Annotated in this window: 13 protein-coding genes; 8 read left to right on the plus strand and 5 right to left on the minus strand. The window is 70.7% G+C overall.

All coding sequences use genetic code 11. From position 1 onward, the window contains the following. Positions 1 to 23 precede the first annotated feature (23 nt). Genes AB0C16_RS17450 through AB0C16_RS17460 form a run of 3 tightly spaced genes read left to right on the plus strand, consistent with a single transcriptional unit; the run spans position 24 to position 2962 of the window. Positions 24 to 815 (plus strand): polysaccharide deacetylase family protein, encoded by a 792-nt coding sequence (locus tag AB0C16_RS17450; RefSeq protein WP_357683899.1) that lies wholly within the window; start codon positions 24 to 26, stop codon positions 813 to 815. Between the two features lie 20 nt (positions 816 to 835). Further along, a complete protein-coding gene (locus AB0C16_RS17455; protein WP_357683902.1) occupies positions 836 to 1486 on the plus strand; it encodes a DUF2461 domain-containing protein in 651 nt (216 codons plus the stop codon). 9 nt (positions 1487 to 1495) lie between these two features. After that, positions 1496 to 2962 (plus strand): DUF2079 domain-containing protein, encoded by a 1467-nt coding sequence (locus AB0C16_RS17460; protein ID WP_357683905.1) that lies wholly within the window; start codon positions 1496 to 1498, stop codon positions 2960 to 2962. 67 nt (positions 2963 to 3029) lie between these two features. Here AB0C16_RS17460 and typA read toward each other — a convergent pair whose 3' ends face one another. Together typA and AB0C16_RS17470 are read right to left on the minus strand one after the other, a co-directional pair. Continuing rightward, entirely contained in the window at positions 3030 to 4880 is a 1851-nt protein-coding gene (typA, locus tag AB0C16_RS17465; RefSeq protein WP_357683908.1) for a translational GTPase TypA, read from the minus strand. Between the two features lie 71 nt (positions 4881 to 4951). Next, entirely contained in the window at positions 4952 to 5494 is a 543-nt protein-coding gene (locus AB0C16_RS17470; protein WP_357683911.1) for a TetR/AcrR family transcriptional regulator, read from the minus strand. A 106-nt stretch (positions 5495 to 5600) separates the two neighbouring features. Here AB0C16_RS17470 and AB0C16_RS17475 point away from each other — a divergent pair, with 106 nt between their 5' ends. Genes AB0C16_RS17475 through AB0C16_RS17490 form a run of 4 tightly spaced genes read left to right on the plus strand, consistent with a single transcriptional unit; the run spans position 5601 to position 10072 of the window. Next, positions 5601 to 6344 (plus strand): AMP-binding protein, encoded by a 744-nt coding sequence (locus AB0C16_RS17475; protein WP_357683914.1) that lies wholly within the window; start codon positions 5601 to 5603, stop codon positions 6342 to 6344. Between the two features lie 52 nt (positions 6345 to 6396). Further along, positions 6397 to 8856 (plus strand): LuxR C-terminal-related transcriptional regulator, encoded by a 2460-nt coding sequence (locus tag AB0C16_RS17480; protein ID WP_357683916.1) that lies wholly within the window; start codon positions 6397 to 6399, stop codon positions 8854 to 8856. Between the two features lie 57 nt (positions 8857 to 8913). Continuing rightward, complete coding sequence (locus AB0C16_RS17485; RefSeq protein ID WP_357683919.1) at positions 8914 to 9303, plus strand: AMP-binding protein; 390 nt, start codon at positions 8914 to 8916, stop codon at positions 9301 to 9303. Positions 9304 to 9319: 16 nt separating this feature from the next. Then, entirely contained in the window at positions 9320 to 10072 is a 753-nt protein-coding gene (locus AB0C16_RS17490; RefSeq protein ID WP_357683922.1) for an alpha/beta fold hydrolase, read from the plus strand. 246 nt (positions 10073 to 10318) lie between these two features. Here the strand turns inward: AB0C16_RS17490 and AB0C16_RS17495 are convergent, their stop codons facing one another. Together AB0C16_RS17495 and AB0C16_RS17500 are read right to left on the minus strand one after the other, a co-directional pair. After that, positions 10319 to 11752: an aldehyde dehydrogenase gene (locus AB0C16_RS17495; RefSeq protein WP_357683924.1), complete on the minus strand. Its 1434-nt coding sequence runs from the start codon at positions 11750 to 11752 to the stop codon at positions 10319 to 10321. 144 nt (positions 11753 to 11896) lie between these two features. Beyond that, a complete protein-coding gene (locus AB0C16_RS17500; protein ID WP_357683927.1) occupies positions 11897 to 14899 on the minus strand; it encodes a M14 family zinc carboxypeptidase in 3003 nt (1000 codons plus the stop codon). A 220-nt stretch (positions 14900 to 15119) separates the two neighbouring features. On the opposite strand from AB0C16_RS17500, the gene AB0C16_RS17505 reads away from it, so the two are divergent. Next, a complete protein-coding gene (locus AB0C16_RS17505; protein ID WP_357683929.1) occupies positions 15120 to 16016 on the plus strand; it encodes a hypothetical protein in 897 nt (298 codons plus the stop codon). Positions 16017 to 16118: 102 nt separating this feature from the next. On the opposite strand, the gene AB0C16_RS17510 is transcribed toward AB0C16_RS17505, so the two are convergent. Next, on the minus strand, positions 16119 to 17432 hold the full coding sequence (locus AB0C16_RS17510; RefSeq protein WP_357683932.1) for a GH1 family beta-glucosidase: 1314 nt from the start codon (positions 17430 to 17432) through the stop codon (positions 16119 to 16121). Positions 17433 to 17502 lie beyond the last annotated feature (70 nt).

Raw genomic sequence — 17502 nt, forward strand, 5'->3', positions numbered from 1 at the left:
CACCTGTGCCTTCGGGGGGAAGCGTGCGCGTGTGGGGTCTGGCTCTGGCGCTGGTGGCGATGGTGGGCACGGCCTGTAGCACACGGCCCGCGACGCGACCCCAGATGGCCCGCCCGCCGACCGTCGTCGACCCCCGGATCCTGGCCAAGCGCCTGGCCGCGATGCAACCCGACTGGCCCGCCACCCGCCCGGTCAACTGCCGGCGCGAGAAATGCGTCGCGCTCACCTTCGACGACGGGCCCGGCGACTACACCGCCAAGCTGCTCGACCTGCTGCGCAGCCGGCACGCCAAGGCCACCTTCTTCGTGCTGGGGCAGATGGTGGCGGCCGACCCGCACAACCTCGCGCGCCGCATCGTGGACGAAGGGCACGAGATCGGCAACCACTCCTGGAGCCATCCGCCGCTGACGGCCCTGACGGACGAACAGATCAGGACCGAGCTCACGCAGACCGGCGACCTCATCCGGAGGCTGACGGGGGTGCGGATGCAGATGATGCGGCCGCCGTACGGGGCCACGGACGACAGAGTGGCCGCCGAGACCCGCCGGGAGGGGCTGGCGCAGATCCTGTGGAGCCTCGACACGCTCGACTGGCGTGACCGCGCCTCCTCGGTGGTGGCCAGGCGGGCGGGCCTGGCCAAGCCGGGAGAGATCGTGCTCATGCACGACATCCACCGCACGACCGTCGAGGCCGTGCCCGAGGTGCTCGACACGCTCGCCAAGAAGGGCTACAGGTTCGTCACCGTCTCGGAGCTGTACGGCGGAACGCCGGTGCCCGGCAGGCAGTACACCACGCGGTGGATGAAGCGCGAGTGAGCCGTGGCACGCTTTACGGCATGGCTTTCACCGGCTTTCCCGACGAGGCGTTCGTCTTCTACGAGGGTCTCGAGGCGGACAACTCCAAGACGTACTTCACCCGGCACCGGCACCTCTACGACGACGCGGTGCGTGCGCCCATGCTGGCCCTCACCGAGGGGCTGGCCGGTGAGTTCGGCGAGGCCCAGCTGTTCCGCCCCTACCGCGACGTCCGCTACGCCAAGGACAAGTCGCCCTACAAGACCCACCAGGGGGCGTTCGTCGATCTGGTGCCCGGCATAGGGCTCTACGTCCAGATCTCCGCCGACGGCCTCTACACCGCGGGCGGCTGCTACACCCAGGCCTCCGACCAGGTGGCCCGCTACCGCGCGGCGGTGGACGACGACGTCACGGGCAAGCCGCTGGCCGCCCTGGCCGCCCGGCTCCAGGCGGCGGGCTACACCCTGGAGGGCGACCGTCTCAAGACGAAACCGCGCGGATTCGCCGACGACCATCCGCGCATCGACCTGCTGCGCCACAGATCCCTCCACGCCGGGTGCCGCTTCGCGCCCGAGCCGTGGATCCACACGGCCGAGGTGGCCGACCGGGTCCGCGAGACCTGGCGGGCCTTCGGGCCGCTGGTGGAGTGGCTCGGCGCCCACGTGCGCGCCAGCGAACTGCCGCGGCGCTGAGGCGCACCGGTGACGGCCAGCAGCGGCGACACCCGCATCCGGCAGCGTGAGAGCGGCGCCCGAGCCGGGCACGAGCGCCACCGGATCATCCTGGGGGCGATCACGGGCGTGGCGGCCCTGGCCTACTCCGTCCTGTCGCTGACCCGGTTCGCCGGATTCCGGGCCGGCGCCTACGACCTGGTCATCTTCGACCAGGCCGTCCGCTCCTACTCCCGCTTCGAGCTCCCGGTCGCCATCGTCAAGGGCGTCCACAACGACTTCGGCCCCGGCTTCGCCATCCTGGGCGATCACTGGTCGCCGATCCTCGCCCTGCTCGCCCCGCTCTACTGGATCTTCGACGGCCCCCAGACCCTGCTCGTGGCCCAGGCGGTGCTGATGGCCGCGGCGGCGGTGCCGCTGTGGGTCTTCACCAGGCGCGCGCTGGGCAGCCCCGGCGTGGCGCACGTGGTCGCGGTCGCCTACACCCTGTCGTGGCCGGTGGCCGAGACCGTCGCCTTCGACTTCCACGAGGCCGCCTTCGCGCCGCTGCTCACCGCCGTCCTCCTCGAACGATGGCAGGCCGGCCGGCGCGGGCACGTCGTGCTCGCCGCCCTCGCGCTGCTCTGCGTCAAGGAGGACATGGGCCTGCTCGTCGCGGGGTTCGGGTTGTTCCTGCTCACCCAGCGAGGCGGGCGGGCGACGGGCGGCGCGTTCGTGGCCGGCGGGCTCGGGTTCAGCTGGCTGGCGTCCCAGGTGCTGATCCCGCTGTTCGGCGGAAGGTCCGACTACTACTGGGCGTACGGCGCGCTGGGGCCCGACCTGCCGGCCGCCGCCCGCACCGCGCTGACCGATCCCCTCACGGTGATCGCCCAGCTCGGCACCCCTCCCGTCAAGCTCGTCACGCTGGCCCTGCTGCTCGGCCTCACCCTGCTGGCCGCGCTCGGCTCACCGTTGTTCGTGATGGCGGTGCCGCTGCTCGCCGAGCGGATGCTGGCCAGCTCGTTCCCCAACTGGTGGCTGCCCGAATACCACTACAACGCCTTCGTCGTGGTGGTCGTCTTCGCCGCAGGGGTGGACTGCGTCCGGCGGGCCCGGGCGAAGGCGCCCTGGCTGACCCGGACGTGGGCGGCGGGTGTGCTGGTGTTCGCGGTCGCCACGGTGCCCTTCTTCTCCCTGGCCGCCCTCGCCGACCCCGACTCCTACCGGCGGGACGGGCGTGAGCGGGCCGCCGCCGCCGCGGTCGCCGTGGTGCCCGACGGCGTGCTGGTCGAGGCGGCCAACAACCTGGCCCCCGCCCTGTCCGGCAGGAGCACCGTGCTGCTCTGGGACCGCACTCCCCGCTGGGCGCCATGGGTGGTGGCCGAGGTGGGGCGCCGGACGTTCCCCTTCGAGAACCTGGCCGAGCAGCGCGAACGGGTGCGCACCCTGATCGCGAACGGCTACCGGGTGACGTTCGAGCGGGACGGCTACCTGGTTCTCACCTCGGGGCGGAGCTGACCGGGTCGCCGCCCTTGAGGATGCGGGTCACGGTGTCATCGCGGATGGCCGGCCGTGCGGGAAGGCGTCAGGCGCGCTTGGCCCGGGCCACGCTGCGGCCACGGGTGGCGGCGTTGAGCTCGACCTTGCGGATGCGTACGGCCTCGGGGGTGATCTCCACGCATTCGTCCTCGCGGATGAACTCCAGCGCCTGCTCCAGCGACAGGACGCGCGGCGGGATCACCTTCTCGGTCTCCTCGGAGGTGGAGGAGCGCATGTTGGTGAGCTTCTTCTCCTTGGTGATGTTGACGTCCATGTCGTCGGACCGCGAGTTTTCGCCGATGATCATGCCTTCGTAGACCTCGGTGGTCGGCGAGACGAACAGGGTGCCGCGCTCCTGCAGGTTGAGCATGGCGAAGGCGGTCACCGGCCCCGAGCGGTCGGCCACCAGCGAGCCGTTGTTGCGGGTGCGCAGCTCGCCGAACCACGGCTCGTAGGAGTCGAACACGTGGTGGACCAGCCCGGTGCCGCGCGTCTCGGTGAGGAACTCGGTGCGGAACCCGATCAGGCCGCGCGCGGGCACCACGAACTCCATCCGGATCCAGCCGGTGCCGTGGTTGGTCATGTGCTCCATGCGGCCTTTGCGGACGGCCAGCAGCTGCGTGACCGCACCCAGGTATTCCTCGGGGCAGTCGACCGTGAGCCGCTCGACCGGCTCGTGCACCTTGCCGTCGACGATCTTGGTGACCACCTGCGGCTTGCCGACGGTCAGCTCGTAGCCCTCGCGGCGCATCTGCTCGACCAGGATGGCCAGCGCCAGCTCGCCGCGGCCCTGCACCTCCCAGGTGTCGGGGCGCTCGGTGGGCAGCACGCGCAGCGAGACGTTGCCGACGAGCTCCCTCTCCAGGCGGTCTTTGACCATGCGGGCGGTGACCTTGGTGCCTTTGGCCCTGCCGACCAGCGGCGAGGTGTTGGTGCCGATGGTCATCGAGATGGCCGGCTCGTCGACGGTGATCAGCGGCAGCGGGCGAGGGTCTTCGGGGTCGGCCAGCGTCTCGCCGATCATGATGTCGGGGATGCCGGCGATGGCGATGATGTCGCCCGGCCCGGCCTCCTCGGCGGGCTTGCGCTCCAGCGCCTCGGTCATCAGCAGCTCGGTGATCTTCACCTTCTGCACCGAGCCGTCGGTGCGGCACCAGGCCACCTGCTGCCCCTTGCGCAGCACGCCCTGGTGGATCCGGCAGAGCGCGATGCGGCCGAGGTAGGAGGAGGCGTCGAGGTTGGTGACATGGGCCTGCAGCGGCGCGCTGGGGTCGTAGGTGGGGGCCGGGATCGTCGACTTGATGATCTCGAACAGCGGCTCGAGGTCCTCGGAGTCGGGCATGGTGCCGTCGTCGGGGCGGTTGAGCGAGGCCCGGCCGGCCTTGCCCGAGGCGTAGACGATCGGGAAGTCGATCTGCTCGGCCGTCGCGTCGAGGTCCATGAACAGCTCGTAGACCTCGTCGACGACCTCTTTGATGCGGGCGTCGGGCCGGTCGACCTTGTTGATGCACAGGATGACCGGCATCTTCGCGCTCAGCGCCTTGCGCAGCACGAAACGCGTCTGCGGCAGCGGCCCCTCGGAGGCGTCGACCAGCAGCACGACGCCGTCGACCATCGACAGGCCGCGCTCGACCTCGCCGCCGAAGTCGGCGTGGCCGGGGGTGTCGATGATGTTGATGGTCATTCCGCCGTGGTCGACCGCGGTGTTCTTGGCGAGAATGGTGATGCCCTTCTCGCGCTCCAGGTCGTTGGAGTCCATGACGCGGTCGTCGACATCCTGGTTGGCGCGGAAGGCCCCGGACTGCCAGAGCATGGCGTCGACCAGCGTGGTCTTACCATGGTCGACGTGCGCGATGATCGCGATGTTCCGCAGGTCGTCGCGGCTGTTCAAAGGCATGTTGAGTCTCGATCTTTTGTCGTGGGGTCGGCCGCGCGATGTCGCGACTAACCAAGTCTAGTTGATCCCTCTTATGGCAGGAGCGGGACAAGGTGCCTGCGGGCGTAGGCTCGGGCCTGCTCGTCGGTGGCGAGCGGCACCACACTGTCCGGTGTGAGCACGAACGACAGCGCCACCCGGATGAACGTCTCGGCGACGGCCTGCGCGTCGGGGGCGTCCAGGTGGGCGGCCAGATACTCCCTGGCCACCGCGAGGTAGGGCCCCGCCTCCAGCGTGAGCTGCGGCAGGATCGTCTCGGGCTCCGTGGCGAGCAGCCTGCTCAGCAGCGGATGCCCGCGTACGAGTCGCAGGGTGACGGCGAAGCCCTCCACCACCCGCTCCGGCATGTCCGGCAGGGGCGCCACGGCCTGCTCGAACGAGCGCAGAAATCTACGCAACTCGCGCAGGATGACCTCCTGGACGAGGTCGCCCTTACGCGCGAAGCGGCGATAGACGGTGATCCGCGACAGGCCCGCCTCCTTGGCGACCTCGTCGACCGTCAGCCGCCGCAGACCGCCGGCCAGCATCCGCGTGAAGGCGGCGTCGAGGATGCGCTCGACGGACTCGTCCCGCATGGATCAAGAGTAGGGCCGGTTGTCCCGTTTTGAGGGTCACGAGGTACATAGCGGGTTGCACAATTGTGTGCATGCCAGGAAGGTCTGGGGTCCCTACATTGACGGCATGACCTGGACAGAGCTGGTGATGGGCGCGGCCCCGGCGCAGGATGACCGGCCGGCGGTGACCGACGTCAGGACCGGCGAGGTGCTGTCCCACGCGGCTTTCGCCCGGCGGGTCACGCACGTGGCGGCCGGGTTGCGCCGCCACGGTCTCCGCTACGGCGACCGCGTGCTCGTCGACCTGCCCTTCGGCGCCGGCCTGGCGGTCGCGGTGCACTCCGTGGCCTGGTCCGGCGGCGTCGCCGTGCTGCGCTCCTCCGGCGCCGCCCGCATGATGATCGCCCACCGCGGCTACGACCCCGACGCGGTCGACGTGCAACACGTCTTCACCATGGAGCCGGCCTCCGGGGCCAAGCCGTTCGGCGAGCTGATGGGCGAGCGCACGGTCGAGTTCGGCCCGCTGGCGGGCCCCGCCCTGAGCGTCGACGGCGAGCGGATCCTCCACCACGACGAGCTGGCCGGAGACCTGCGCAAGCTGGCCACGCGGCTGCTGGTCGGCCCCGACGACGTCGTGCTCGCGGCGGTGAGCGACGCCTTCAAGGGCCTGCGGGTGCTCGATCTGGCCATGATGGCGGGCGCGCAGGTCGTGATCGCCCACGAGCCGAGCCTGATCGGCTGCCGGGTGCTGGCCCACGAGCACGCCGCCACGCTCGTCGTCGCCCCGTACGAGCTGGCCAGACGCCTGCTCGGCGATCCCACGCTGCGCGTCGTCGACGAAAGGGCGGTCGTCAGCTCCCTGGCCCTGTGAAAAGTGCGACACTGTGGAAGAGTGTGATCCTTCCGCGACGCAGGGTGACCACATGCCAGACTCCCCCCGGCACAACCTCCCAGCCGAGCCCAACCGGTTCGTCGGACGCGAGCGTGATCTCGACGACCTGTGCGGCATGTTCGGTGACACCCGTGTGGTCACGCTCTGCGGAGTCGGCGGCATCGGCAAGACCCGGCTGGCCCTGCGCGTCGCCGCCCGGCTGGTGCCTTCCTACTCCGGCGGCGTGTGGCTGGTCGAGCTGGCCAGGATCAACCGCCCCGAGCTGGTGGTGCGTGAGATCGCCAGGGTCCTCGGCGTCCCCGAGGAGCACACCCGGCCCCTGCTCGACACCGTGGCCGCCCGGCTGCGTGACACGCGCTGCCTGCTGCTGCTCGACAACTGCGAGCACGTGGTCGACAGGTGCGCCGAGGTGAGCGCCGAGCTCGTCGCCTCCTGCCGGTGGCTGAGCGTCCTGGCCACCAGCAGGGAGCCGCTGCGCATCGCCAGCGAGCTGGTCTGGCGGGTGCCGCCGCTCGACCTGCCCGATCTCGACACGCCCGACGCCGAGGCGGCGCAGCTCTTCCGCGACCGGGCGACCGCCGCCGGCACCCGGCTGGGCCCCGAGAGCCTGGCCGACGTGGTGCGCCTGTGCCGGGCCCTCGACGGGCTGCCGCTCGCGCTGGAGCTCGCCGCCGCCCGCACCAGCCTGCTCAACCCCGGGCAGATCGCCGACCGGATCGACGACCGCTTCTCCCTGCTCACCACCGGCGAGCGCACCGCCCCCGCCCGGCAGCGCACCCTGCTGGCCGCCGTCGAGTGGAGCCACGACCTGCTGTCGGTCAAGGAGCAGGTGCTGCTGCGCAGGCTCTCGGTCTTCGCCGGGGCCTTCGACCTCGACCTGGCCGAGCAGGTGTGCGCCGGGCGGCCCATCCCCGAGGCGGAGATCGTCGACCTGCTGGGCGGCCTGGTCGACAAGTCCCTGGTGCTGTGTGACGAATCCCGCAGGCGCTACCGCCTGCTGGAGACCATCAAGCGCTTCGCCGCCGAGCGGCTGGCGGAGGCCGGTGAGCGCGAGGCCGTCCGCGACCGCCACCTCGACGTGCTCTGCGAGCTGATGCAGCGCCACTTCACGGTCGAGCTGACCGAGCCGCGGGTCCCGTGGGCACGGCGGCTGGCTGCCCTGACCGCGAGCCGCACCCTGCTCGACGACCAGCGGGCGGCGCTCGACTGGGCGATCGAGTCGGGCAACGTGCCGCTGGGGTTGCAGCTGTGCTTCCGCAGCACGGGACTGCTCCCGGTGAGCGGCCTGACGGAGATCGTCGGCTGGGTGGAGCGGCTGCTCGCTCTCGACCTGAGCGAGGTGCCCGCCCACCAGCTCGCCCAGGCCAAGGCCTACCTCGCCTACGGCCTGGAGGCCCGCGACGAGCTGGCCCGATCCCTGGAGCTGGCCGCCGAGAGCCTGCCCGCGCTCGGCGACGACCTGTTCCGGACGTGCGTCGCGCACAGCCTGTCGGTCATGGTGCTGCTGCGCATGGGGCGGGCCGACGAGGCGCTGCACCACGCCGAGCGGTGCCTGGCCGTGGCCACGGCCTCCGGCGACCACTGGAACCAGGCGGCGGGGCTGGCCGGGCTGTCCGCCGTCGCGCTGGTGCGCGGCCGGTTGCGCGAGGCCCAGCGGCACGGAGAGGAGGCGCTGGCGCGGGCGCGCGAGCACGGCCACCGGTGGATGCTGGCCCGGGTGGCGACGCAGCTCGGCGCGGTGGCCGAGGCCCGCGGCGACCTGGTGACGGCCATGACCCACTACGAGCAGGCCGTCCCCTGGCTGGAGGAGCTCGGCAGCGGCGTCGACCTGGCCCGCTGCCTGGCGCGCGCCGGCCGGGTGGCGGCCCTGCTGCACGAGTTCGGCACGGCCAGGGAGCGGCTGGCCGCGAGCCTGTCACTGAGCAGGCGCACCGGGCAGCGCCAAGGCATGGCCCGCTGCCTCGTGGGGCTGTCGGTGCTGGCCGAGGCCGAGGGCGACCTGGAGGCGGCGGTCCTGGCCGCGGCCGCGGCCGCCACGCTGCGCGAGTCGATCCGCCAGCACTCCACCACGGCCCGCATCGAGGAGCTGCTCGCGCGCGCCCGGGCCAAGCTCGGCGACGGCCGCACCTCCTCGCTCTGGTCGCGGGGCAGGACCATGAGCCCCGCCGACGCCGCCCACCACGTCCTCGCGGGCGAGCGGCCGGCGATCCCCGGCCCCGGCCGGGTGCCCGATCGGGTGTCCCGCCGAGCCGGTCGGGCAGCCGGCCCGATGGCCGCCGAGCCCGCCCCCCGGTCGGTGCTGACCGCGCGCGAGCGGGAGATCGCCGCGCTGCTCACCCGTGGGCTGTCCAACAGGGCCATCGCCGAGGAGCTCGTGATCAGCCCGGCGACCGTGGCCAGGCACATCGCCAACATCATGGAGAAGCTCGGCTACACCTCACGCGCCCAGATCGCGGTGTGGGCCGCCGAGCACCCTGAGGCTTCTGCATAGCGAACTGCATATTCCGCCCCATGTACCCCCGAGATGCCCCTCCTTACCGTGGTCGGCATGGATGAGCGCATCGTCATGGTGGACTCGGGCACGGGTCTCCGGCTCACCGAGGGGCAGTTGGACGAGTGGTCGGCGGCGGCGACCGTCCAGCTGCGCCGCAGGGGAGTGCGCCTGGGCGACTCGGTGCTCATCTGCCTGCCCGTCGGCCCCTTCCTGCTCATGGCGACCGACGCGGTGATCGCCGCCGGCGGGGTCGCCTGGCCGCTTCCCGCCGAGCTCGACACCTGCGATCTACGGCGGCGCATCCTGGCCAGCCACGCCCGCGTGATGATCTCCGACCTGCCCCGGGCGCTGGACGCGGCCGACGGCTCGCACGTGCGGATGGTGGTGAGCGTGGCCGACCTGAGCGTCCTGCGCCCGTCGTTCCGCGACCCGGGTCCGCGGTGACCATACGCTTGAGGTCATGCCGTTCGCGCCCAACTTCCCGGTCATGCTCAGGACCGACGACGGCGTCCGGATCGACGCCGCGCACACCCCGTCGACCCGCGCCGGCCTCGGCATCGTGGTGGCCCACGGGTTCACGGGCTCGTGGCGCGAGCGCGCCGCGCGGGGCATCGTCCACGTGCTCAGCGGCCACGGTGGCGTGATCGCGTTCGACTTCCGCGGCCACGGCCGCTCCGGTGGCGAGACCACGGTCGGCGATCTGGAGATCCTCGACGTCGACGCGGCCGTCCGTCACGCGCGGGTGATCGGCTACTCCAGGATCGCGGTGGTCGGTTTCTCGATGGGCGCCGCGGTGGCCGTGCGCCACGCGGCGCTGCGGGGCGGCGTCGACGCGGTCGTGGCGGTCAGTGGTCCCGCCCGGTGGCACTACCGCGGCACCAGGCCGATGCGGCAGGTCCACTGGGCCATCGAGCAGCCGGTCGGGCGATGGGCGGCCAAGGTGGCCAAGCGCACCAGGATCGCGAGGGGCGCCTGGGACCCGATCCCGATGCCGCCCCACGAGGCCGCCGGGCTGGTCTCACCCACGCCGTTGCTGATCGTCCACGGCGACGCCGACACGTTCTTCCCGCTGGAGCACGCGCACCAGCTCTACGCGGGGGCACGCGAACCCAAGGAACTCTGGATCGAGACCGGGTACGGCCACGCGGAGGCGGCGGCGACCCCCGAACTCATCCGTCGCATCGGAAAGTGGATCGACTCGAACCTTTCCTGAGTAATACACGTCTACCTAGGGCGGATGGAAAGAATCCGCCGGGAGAAAGTCCATGGGGAAGGAAACCGCTACAGGCGGCGGACTAGGACATACTTCAAGTAGCCGGGCGGTTGCTCACAGTGGTCCGCGTCCGGCGGACCGCTGCCGGTAGCGGTACGCACCTAGCGTTGCGGGGGCGCGCTGGGTGCCGTCTCGCGCGAAGCAGGGCTCCGGCACACCGAGTGCCGGAGCCCTGCGACGTCCTTGTCAGCCCAGGCGGGCGATGGTCTTGTACTCCAGGTAGCCGTTGAGCCCCTCGGGGCCGAGCTCGCGCCCGATGCCGCTGGCCTTGTAGCCGCCGAAGGGCGTGTTGGCCTCCAGCATGTAGCAGTTGACCCCGTACGTGCCGGTGCGCACCTGCCTGGCCACGTCCATGCCGTGGTCGGTGTCGGCCGTCCAGACGGTGCCCGCCAGGCCGTAGTCGCTGTCGTTGGCGATGCGGACGGCGTCGGCCTCGTCCTCGTAGGGGATCACGGCCAGCACCGGGCCGAAGATCTCCTCCCGGGCGATCCGCATGTCGTTGCTCACCCCGGCGAAGACGGTCGGGGCGACGTACCAGCCGCGGTCGTAGGGCCGGTCGAGGCCGCCGACGACGACCTTGGCGCCCTCGTCCATGCCGGCCCTGATGTAGCCCTCGACGCGCTCCTGCTGCCGCTTGGCGACCAGCGGGCCGATGCCGGTGGCCGGGTCGCCGGGATCGCCGACGGGCTGCGAGGTCACCATGTTCGCGACCGCCTCGACGACCTCGTCGTAGCGGTTGCGCGAGGCCAGGATGCGGGTCTGCGCGACGCAGGCCTGGCCGTTGTTCATCAGCGAGGCGATCGCCAGCATGCCCATGCTGGAGGGGAGGTCGGCGTCGTCGAGGACGATGGCCGCCGACTTGCCGCCGAGCTCCAGGCTGACCCGCTTGAGCTGCTCGCCGCAGATCGCGGCGATGCGGCGGCCGGCGGCGGTCGAGCCGGTGAAGGCCACCTTGTCCACGCCCGCGTGGGACACCAGGTGCTCGCCGGCTTCGCGGCCGGCGGGCACGATGTTGAGCACGCCGGCCGGGATCCCGGCCTCCAGCACCATCTCGGCCAGCAGGTAGGAGTCGAGCGGGGTCTCGGGGGCGGGCTTGAGCACGATCGTGCACCCGGCGAGCAGGGCAGGCGCGATCTTGGTCATCGAGACGAACTGCGGGACGTTCCACGGCACCACGGCCGCCACCACGCCCACCGGCTCGCGCCGCACGGTCACCGGTCCGAACAGGCCGGGCCGCTGCTCCTCCTGCTCGAAGGTCGCGCCGTACCCGGCGTAGAACTGCAGCATGCTGAGCGGCTGCGGCGCCTGCGCGAGGTTGGAGAACGTGATCGGCGAGCCCATCTCCTCGGTGATCAGCGCGGCCATCTCGGACTGCCTGGACTCGTAGATCGCGGCCAGCCGGCCGATCACCGCGGCCCTTTCGGCGAACGTCATGCGGGGCCAGGGGCCGTGGTCGAAGGCCTCGCGGGCCGCGGCGACCGCGCGCTCCATGTCCTCCGCCGTGCCGTCGGGCACCCGGCCGACGACCTCCTCGGTGTGCGGGGAGATGACGTCGATGGTGCCGGTGCCCGCCGGAGTCACCCATTCGCCTCCGATGAACAGCGTGTCGTGCTGGCGCATGTCGTGAGCCTCCTGCGACCGAATGCTTGCTTGTTTGTGCACAGCCTCAAGGTGACCGAACCATGTTCTGTCCGCGCACGCAAGAGGGGCACGGCAGGCGCGCCGTGCCCCTCCCTCCCGGGTTTCCCTCAGGGTCGCGTCAGATCAGCGGTGATCTCCGAGCAGGTGCTGCATCGACCGCTTGACGAGGTCGGTGCGCATGGCCTGCGTGGTCAGGCTCTCGGCGCCGAAGCCGAGGTAGACGGTGTCCTTGGTGGTGACGCCGCCACCCTCCTCGAACACCTGGTCCGTGCGGAACCAGTTGTTGATCGAGGGCGAGGTGCCCTCCGGCGGGTTGCCGACGGCCCAGCCGCCGAGGTCGGACTCGAACGACGTCGACTCGGCCGCCACGCCGTCCAGGGTGACCGCGAAGTCGTCGAGGAAGACGCCCGCGCCCTGGGTGGCCCAGTCGCTGATGTACGAGATGGACAGCTCGACCTGCTTGCCCGCGTACGGGGTCAGGTCGATCTTCCACTGCTGCCAGCCCGCGGAGTTGCCGCTGGCCGCGTTCCACGAGCCAGAGGTGCCCGTGGGCGAGCAGTCGGCGCCCTGGTAGCGCTGGGTGAACGGGTGGATCGTGCGCCAGCCCGAGCCGCCGCTCGGCGGCGCGCAGCTGCTGCCCGTGGACTGCGTGGTGTGGCCGTTGGCGTCGGGCAGCGTGGTCCAGTCGTCGCCGCCGGCGGTGCGGGCCTCCACGGTCAGGAAGTCCCAGTCGGCCTCGGTGTCGTACGACGTCCAGAACGACAGGTCGCCCGAGGTCTTGCCGGTGAGGTCGATCGTCTTGGTCAGCCGCTTCCACGAGACGTCGGCGATGCCGCTGTAGACGTCCCAGGATCCGGTGTGCGGGTCGAACGGGCCGCCCGGCCGTACCCACTTGACCGGGGCGGAGCTGGCGAACAGCGGGAACTGGTCGGCGGGCAGGATCGCCGAGGTCGCCACGAACGAGTTCGTGTGGCTCGGCTCCAGCGTGCCGGCGAATCCGTCGAAGCTGCCGCCCACGCCCTTCAGCGCGAACGGCTGGCCCGTGTCGTGGTCGGTGCCCGCGTCGTCGAAGAAGACGTAGGCGCCCAGGTAGTACTGCTGGAAGTCGTTGAACACCGGGATGCACGGCGGGTCGTTCGGCGTCGTGCACTCCGGCTGCGCCGGCTGGTCGGGCTGGTAGTAGTAGGCGCCGTTGTTGTTGGCCGCGTACGAGGGGAACTTGCCCGCGTGCAGCAGCTTGCCGCCCTCGTTCAGGTAGTCGCGCACGGCCAGTTCGGTGTCGACGCCGGCCTTGGAGGTGGTGCCGGGCACCTGGCCCACGCTGCGCGGGATGATGTCGTCGCCGGTCTCCCAGACGACGGCCTTGTAGTGGCTGAGCACGCCGAGCGGGTGCGGCGCCTTGCGGCCCATCTTGTCCATGTCGTAGACGTCGGAGCTGTAGCCGGCCTCGTCGAGCGCCTTGGCGTAGTCGTCGGCGTACTTGGCCTCGGTCACGCCCTGCGCCGGGCTGATGCCGGTGACGTCCTCGGCGGCGAGCACCAGCACCTTGCCGCCGATGTCGTCGGCCACCTTGTAGGTGAAGTCGGCGCTCTTCTTGCCGCCCGCGGTGAACCAGACCTTGACGCTGTCACCCGGCTTGGTGCCGGTGATCTTGCCGCGCATCCAGTGGTAGTAGCGGTCGTAGCCCTTGCCGTAGCGCTCGCCGCCCTTCCACTCGCTGGTCGAGGCCGCCTTGGCACGGCCGCCGTTGACCTGGTAGTTGAGCGCGACGGAGCCCAGCTTGCGCTTGGTGTTGACCTGGACCACCTGGTCGCGGCCGTGGCTGACCTCGAAGGGGTCGATCACGAAGTCGGGCGTCTTGTTGCCCAGGTGGCTCACCGGCTCGACCGGGTTGACCGCGGACTTCGCGACGTCGAGGGCGAACGGGAGGTTCTTCTCGAACTCCGCCTGCACCAGCGCCTCGTCGTCGGGGAAGACGAACCCGCAGCCGTCGCAGCCCTCGTTGAGCTCCGGTGTCCAGGACAGCGTGCCGTACTGCCGGTGCGCCTGGTCGTTGGTGTCGCCGTTGGTCGTGTAGAGCTCGGCGCCGAGGTCGGGGTCGAAGCCGGGGACGGCCGGGTTGGCGTCGTTGCCGGTCAGCGCCTCGTAGATCGGGTTGTCGGCCGTCTCGGTGGCGATCTGGAAGCCGATCGGGTAGAGCAGCAGCGGGCCGAAGGAGTGGTAGTTGAGCTGCATCTCGAACCCGACGCGCTTCAGCAGCCCGTCCATGGCCCTGGTCTCCGGCTCGCTGGCCGGCCCGGTGCCCCGGTAGGTCTCGCTGCTCGGGATCGAGGAGGAGCCCTCCTCGTCGTAGTGGAAGTTCGTGGGGAAGTTGCGGTTGGGGTCGACGCCGTCACCGTTGGTGATCTGGCCGTCGCCGTTCACGTCGCGCAGGTTCTTGCGCCACAGGCGGTTGCCCTCGGTGAAGGTGAAGTCGTAGCCGTCGGGGTTGGCCACCGGCACGAACCACAGCTCCGTCTTGTTGAGCAGGTCGCGCAGCGACGACTTGTTGGCCACCACGTACCTCAGCAGCCGCATGTCCACCTCGGTGGCGATCCACTCGCGGGCGTGCTGCGTCGCCGAGTACAGCGTCGCGGGCTTGAGCCCGTCGGGGAGCGCCCTGGCCAGCGTGCTGACCTTGACGGCGAGGATGTCCTGGCCCCTCAGCGTCTTGCCGATGGACTGGATCTTGACGATGTCCTTGTTGGCGTTGGCGATGGCCTTGAGCTGGTCGGCGATGCCGCCGGGTTCGGAGTAGGACTTCCAGACCGTGTAGCCGCCCGTGGCCTGAGCCTTCGCGGCCTCCAGCTGGGTCTGGCCCTGCGGGTTGCGCACGGGTTCGGGCTTGTAACCGAGTTTGCGCAGGCCGTCGAGGTCGGCCTGGACCGCGGTCAGCTCGACGTGCTCCTGGCCGCCCTTGTTCTCCTGCTGGACGACGTCGAAGCCCTTCTCCCGGAGGATCTGCCCGGTGCCGGGAGGGCTGTCCAGCTGGTAGAGCTCGATTCGGTCGCCGGGTGGAAGCGGGTCCACCTCGGCGTGGGCTTGCACGGCGACCAGGCAGGTGCCGAGGCCGAGAACGACGGCCATGACTGAGGACGATAAACGAGACACGGTCTGCCCCTTCGCAGAGAGTTCGTCGCCATCTCAAACCGGCCTGGCGATCTCGGCAAGACCCAAACTTTATTGAGCTCTTATTTCCGACAAAATAGGCATACTCCACCTAAGGTGCATGAGTTCCACTGTTCGGATGACAGAAATCAAGATCATCTTCTATAGTTTCGGTCCGTCTATGAGGGGAGGACGGGCATTGAAACTTGGTCGCTTCGCCGCACTCGCCGTCGTCCTCGCCGGGCTGCTCGCACTCCCGCCACCGCGGTCGGCCTCGGCCGAACCGAGCCCCGCTGAGCTGCGCAAACTGACCAAGCAGGCGTCGCAGCTCAACGAGCTCTACCGGGGCCAGATCCAGAGCCTCGAAGAGATCAGGATCCAGGCCGGCCGGGCCACCCAGACCTCGGGCGCGCTGCAGGCGCGGCTCGACAAGGCCAGGGCCGACGTGGCCGCCATCGCCCGCAACGCCTACATCGTGGGCCCGTTCGACGGCACCCAGTTGTTCGGCACCGCCATCGAGCCGCACAAGGCGCTCGGCCAGGCGGCCAACATGGCCTACATGGCCAACGAGCGCACCAGCCAGGTCCAGCGCATCGAGAAGCTGATCGCGGACTCCAAGAAGGCCAAGCTCGCCGCCAACGACAAGATCAACAAACTTAAGAAGGAGATCAAGGTCATGCAGGGCAAGCGCCGCGAGATGGAGCGGCTGCTCGCCAAGTACGGCTTCCAGCAGCCCGGCGGCTCCAGCGGGCTCACCCAGCGCATGGTCATGGTCCGGGCCGAGGTCATGCAGAACTTCCCGATGCAATACGGCGTGGGCTGCCTGCGCTCCGGCGACCCCGGCGAGCACGGCAAGGGGCGGGCCTGCGACTTCATGATGTCGAGCGGCGGCCGGGCGGCCACCGGCGCCGACGCCGACCGGGGCGACGCGCTGGCCGAATACCTGATCAGGAACGGGTCGCGGCTCGGGGTGATGTACATCATCTGGAAGCAGCGCTACTACGACATCCGGTCCGGCGGCGGCTGGGACCCCATGTCCGACCGTGGCGGGGTCACCGCCAACCACTACGACCACGTGCACGTGTCGGTGTTCTGACCCGCGTTCCGGGCCGGTCCGGCGAGGTGGCGCCCGTCGGGGCGGCGCACCCACCGCCCCTCGTCCCCGGCGCGGGCGGGGAGTGGTGCGGGCTGCCGTGCGTCACCTGCGGAACGTGTCGTCGCGCTCCGCGAGGCGGCGTTTCAGCCAGTGGTACGACGCCTTGGGGGTGCGGCGCTGGGTGTCGAAGTCGACGTGGACGAGGCCGAACCGCTGGTGGTAGCCCTCGGCCCACTCGAAGTTGTCCAGCAGCGACCAGACGAAGTAGCCGCGCACGTCGACGCCCTCCTGCCGGGCGCGCCGGACCGCGTCGATGTGCCCGTCGAGGTAGGCGATGCGCTCCTGGTCGTCGACCCCGGCCGGGGTGAGCTCGTCGGGCTGGGAGCAGCCGTTCTCGGTGACGTAGACCGGCGGGAGGGCGGCTCCGTACCTGTGGGCGAGACCCGTCAGGAGCTCGCGGAGGCCGTCGGGGACCACCGGCCAGCCGAAGGCCGTGGTGGGGTAGCCGGTGACGCCGGCGTCCGTGAAGGGGAGGCCGTCGGCCGTGGGGGCAGCGATCCTGGTGGGGTTGTAGTAGTTGACGCCCAGGCCGTCCAGCGGGGCGGAGATCGTGGCCAGGTCGCCGTCGCGGACCTCCACCTCGGCCCCGTACGCCGACAGATCGGGGTAGGCGCCCAGCAGGATCGGGTCGTTGAACAGGCGGTTGTGCAGGGTGTCGTAGGCGTCCGCGGCGGCCAGGTCCTCCTTGGAGCCGGACGCCGGCCAGACGGGGGTGCAGTTGTTGGTGATCAGCACCTGACCGGCCCCTGCCGCGCGCAGCGCCTGCACGGCCAGGCCGTGGCCGAGCAGCTGGTGGTGGGCGACCGGCAGGGCGTCGAGCAGCAGGGCCCGGCCCGGGGCGTGGACGCCCATGGCGTAGCCGAAGGCCATGTGCACGAACGGCTCGTTCAGTGTGATCCACATCGGGACGCGGTCGGCCAGACGCTCCGCGACAACTCCGGCGTACTCGGCGAAACAGCCGGAGGTGTCGCGGTTGAGCCACCCGCCGCGGTCCTCCAGCGCCTGGGGCAGGTCCCAGTGGAACAGCGTCGGCACCGGCGTGATGTCCGCCGCGAGCAGTTCGTCCACCAGCCGCTCGTAGAAGTCGAGGCCCGCCGAGTTGGCCGCGCCGGTGCCGTCCGGCTGGATCCGGGGCCAGGCGATCGAGAAGCGGTAGGCGTTCACCCCGAGCTCCGTCATGAGTTCGAGGTCCTCGCGCCAGCGGTGGTAGTGATCGCAGGCCACGTCGCCGGTGTGCCCGTCGCGGACGCGGCCCGGCTCGTGCGCGAACGTGTCCCAAATGGAGACACCCCTGCCGTCTTCGGAGACGGCCCCCTCGATCTGATAGGCGGCCGTGGCCGTACCCCAGAGAAACATTCGCGGCTCCTCAAGTTATGCGAGTGTCGCTCATGTTAATCGGCTCGCCACGTCGGAAGCGTGTGGCTGC

Origin of the sequence: Nonomuraea sp. NPDC048916, assembly GCF_040649575.1 — a bacterium.
Taxonomy (GTDB): domain Bacteria; phylum Actinomycetota; class Actinomycetes; order Streptosporangiales; family Streptosporangiaceae; genus Nonomuraea.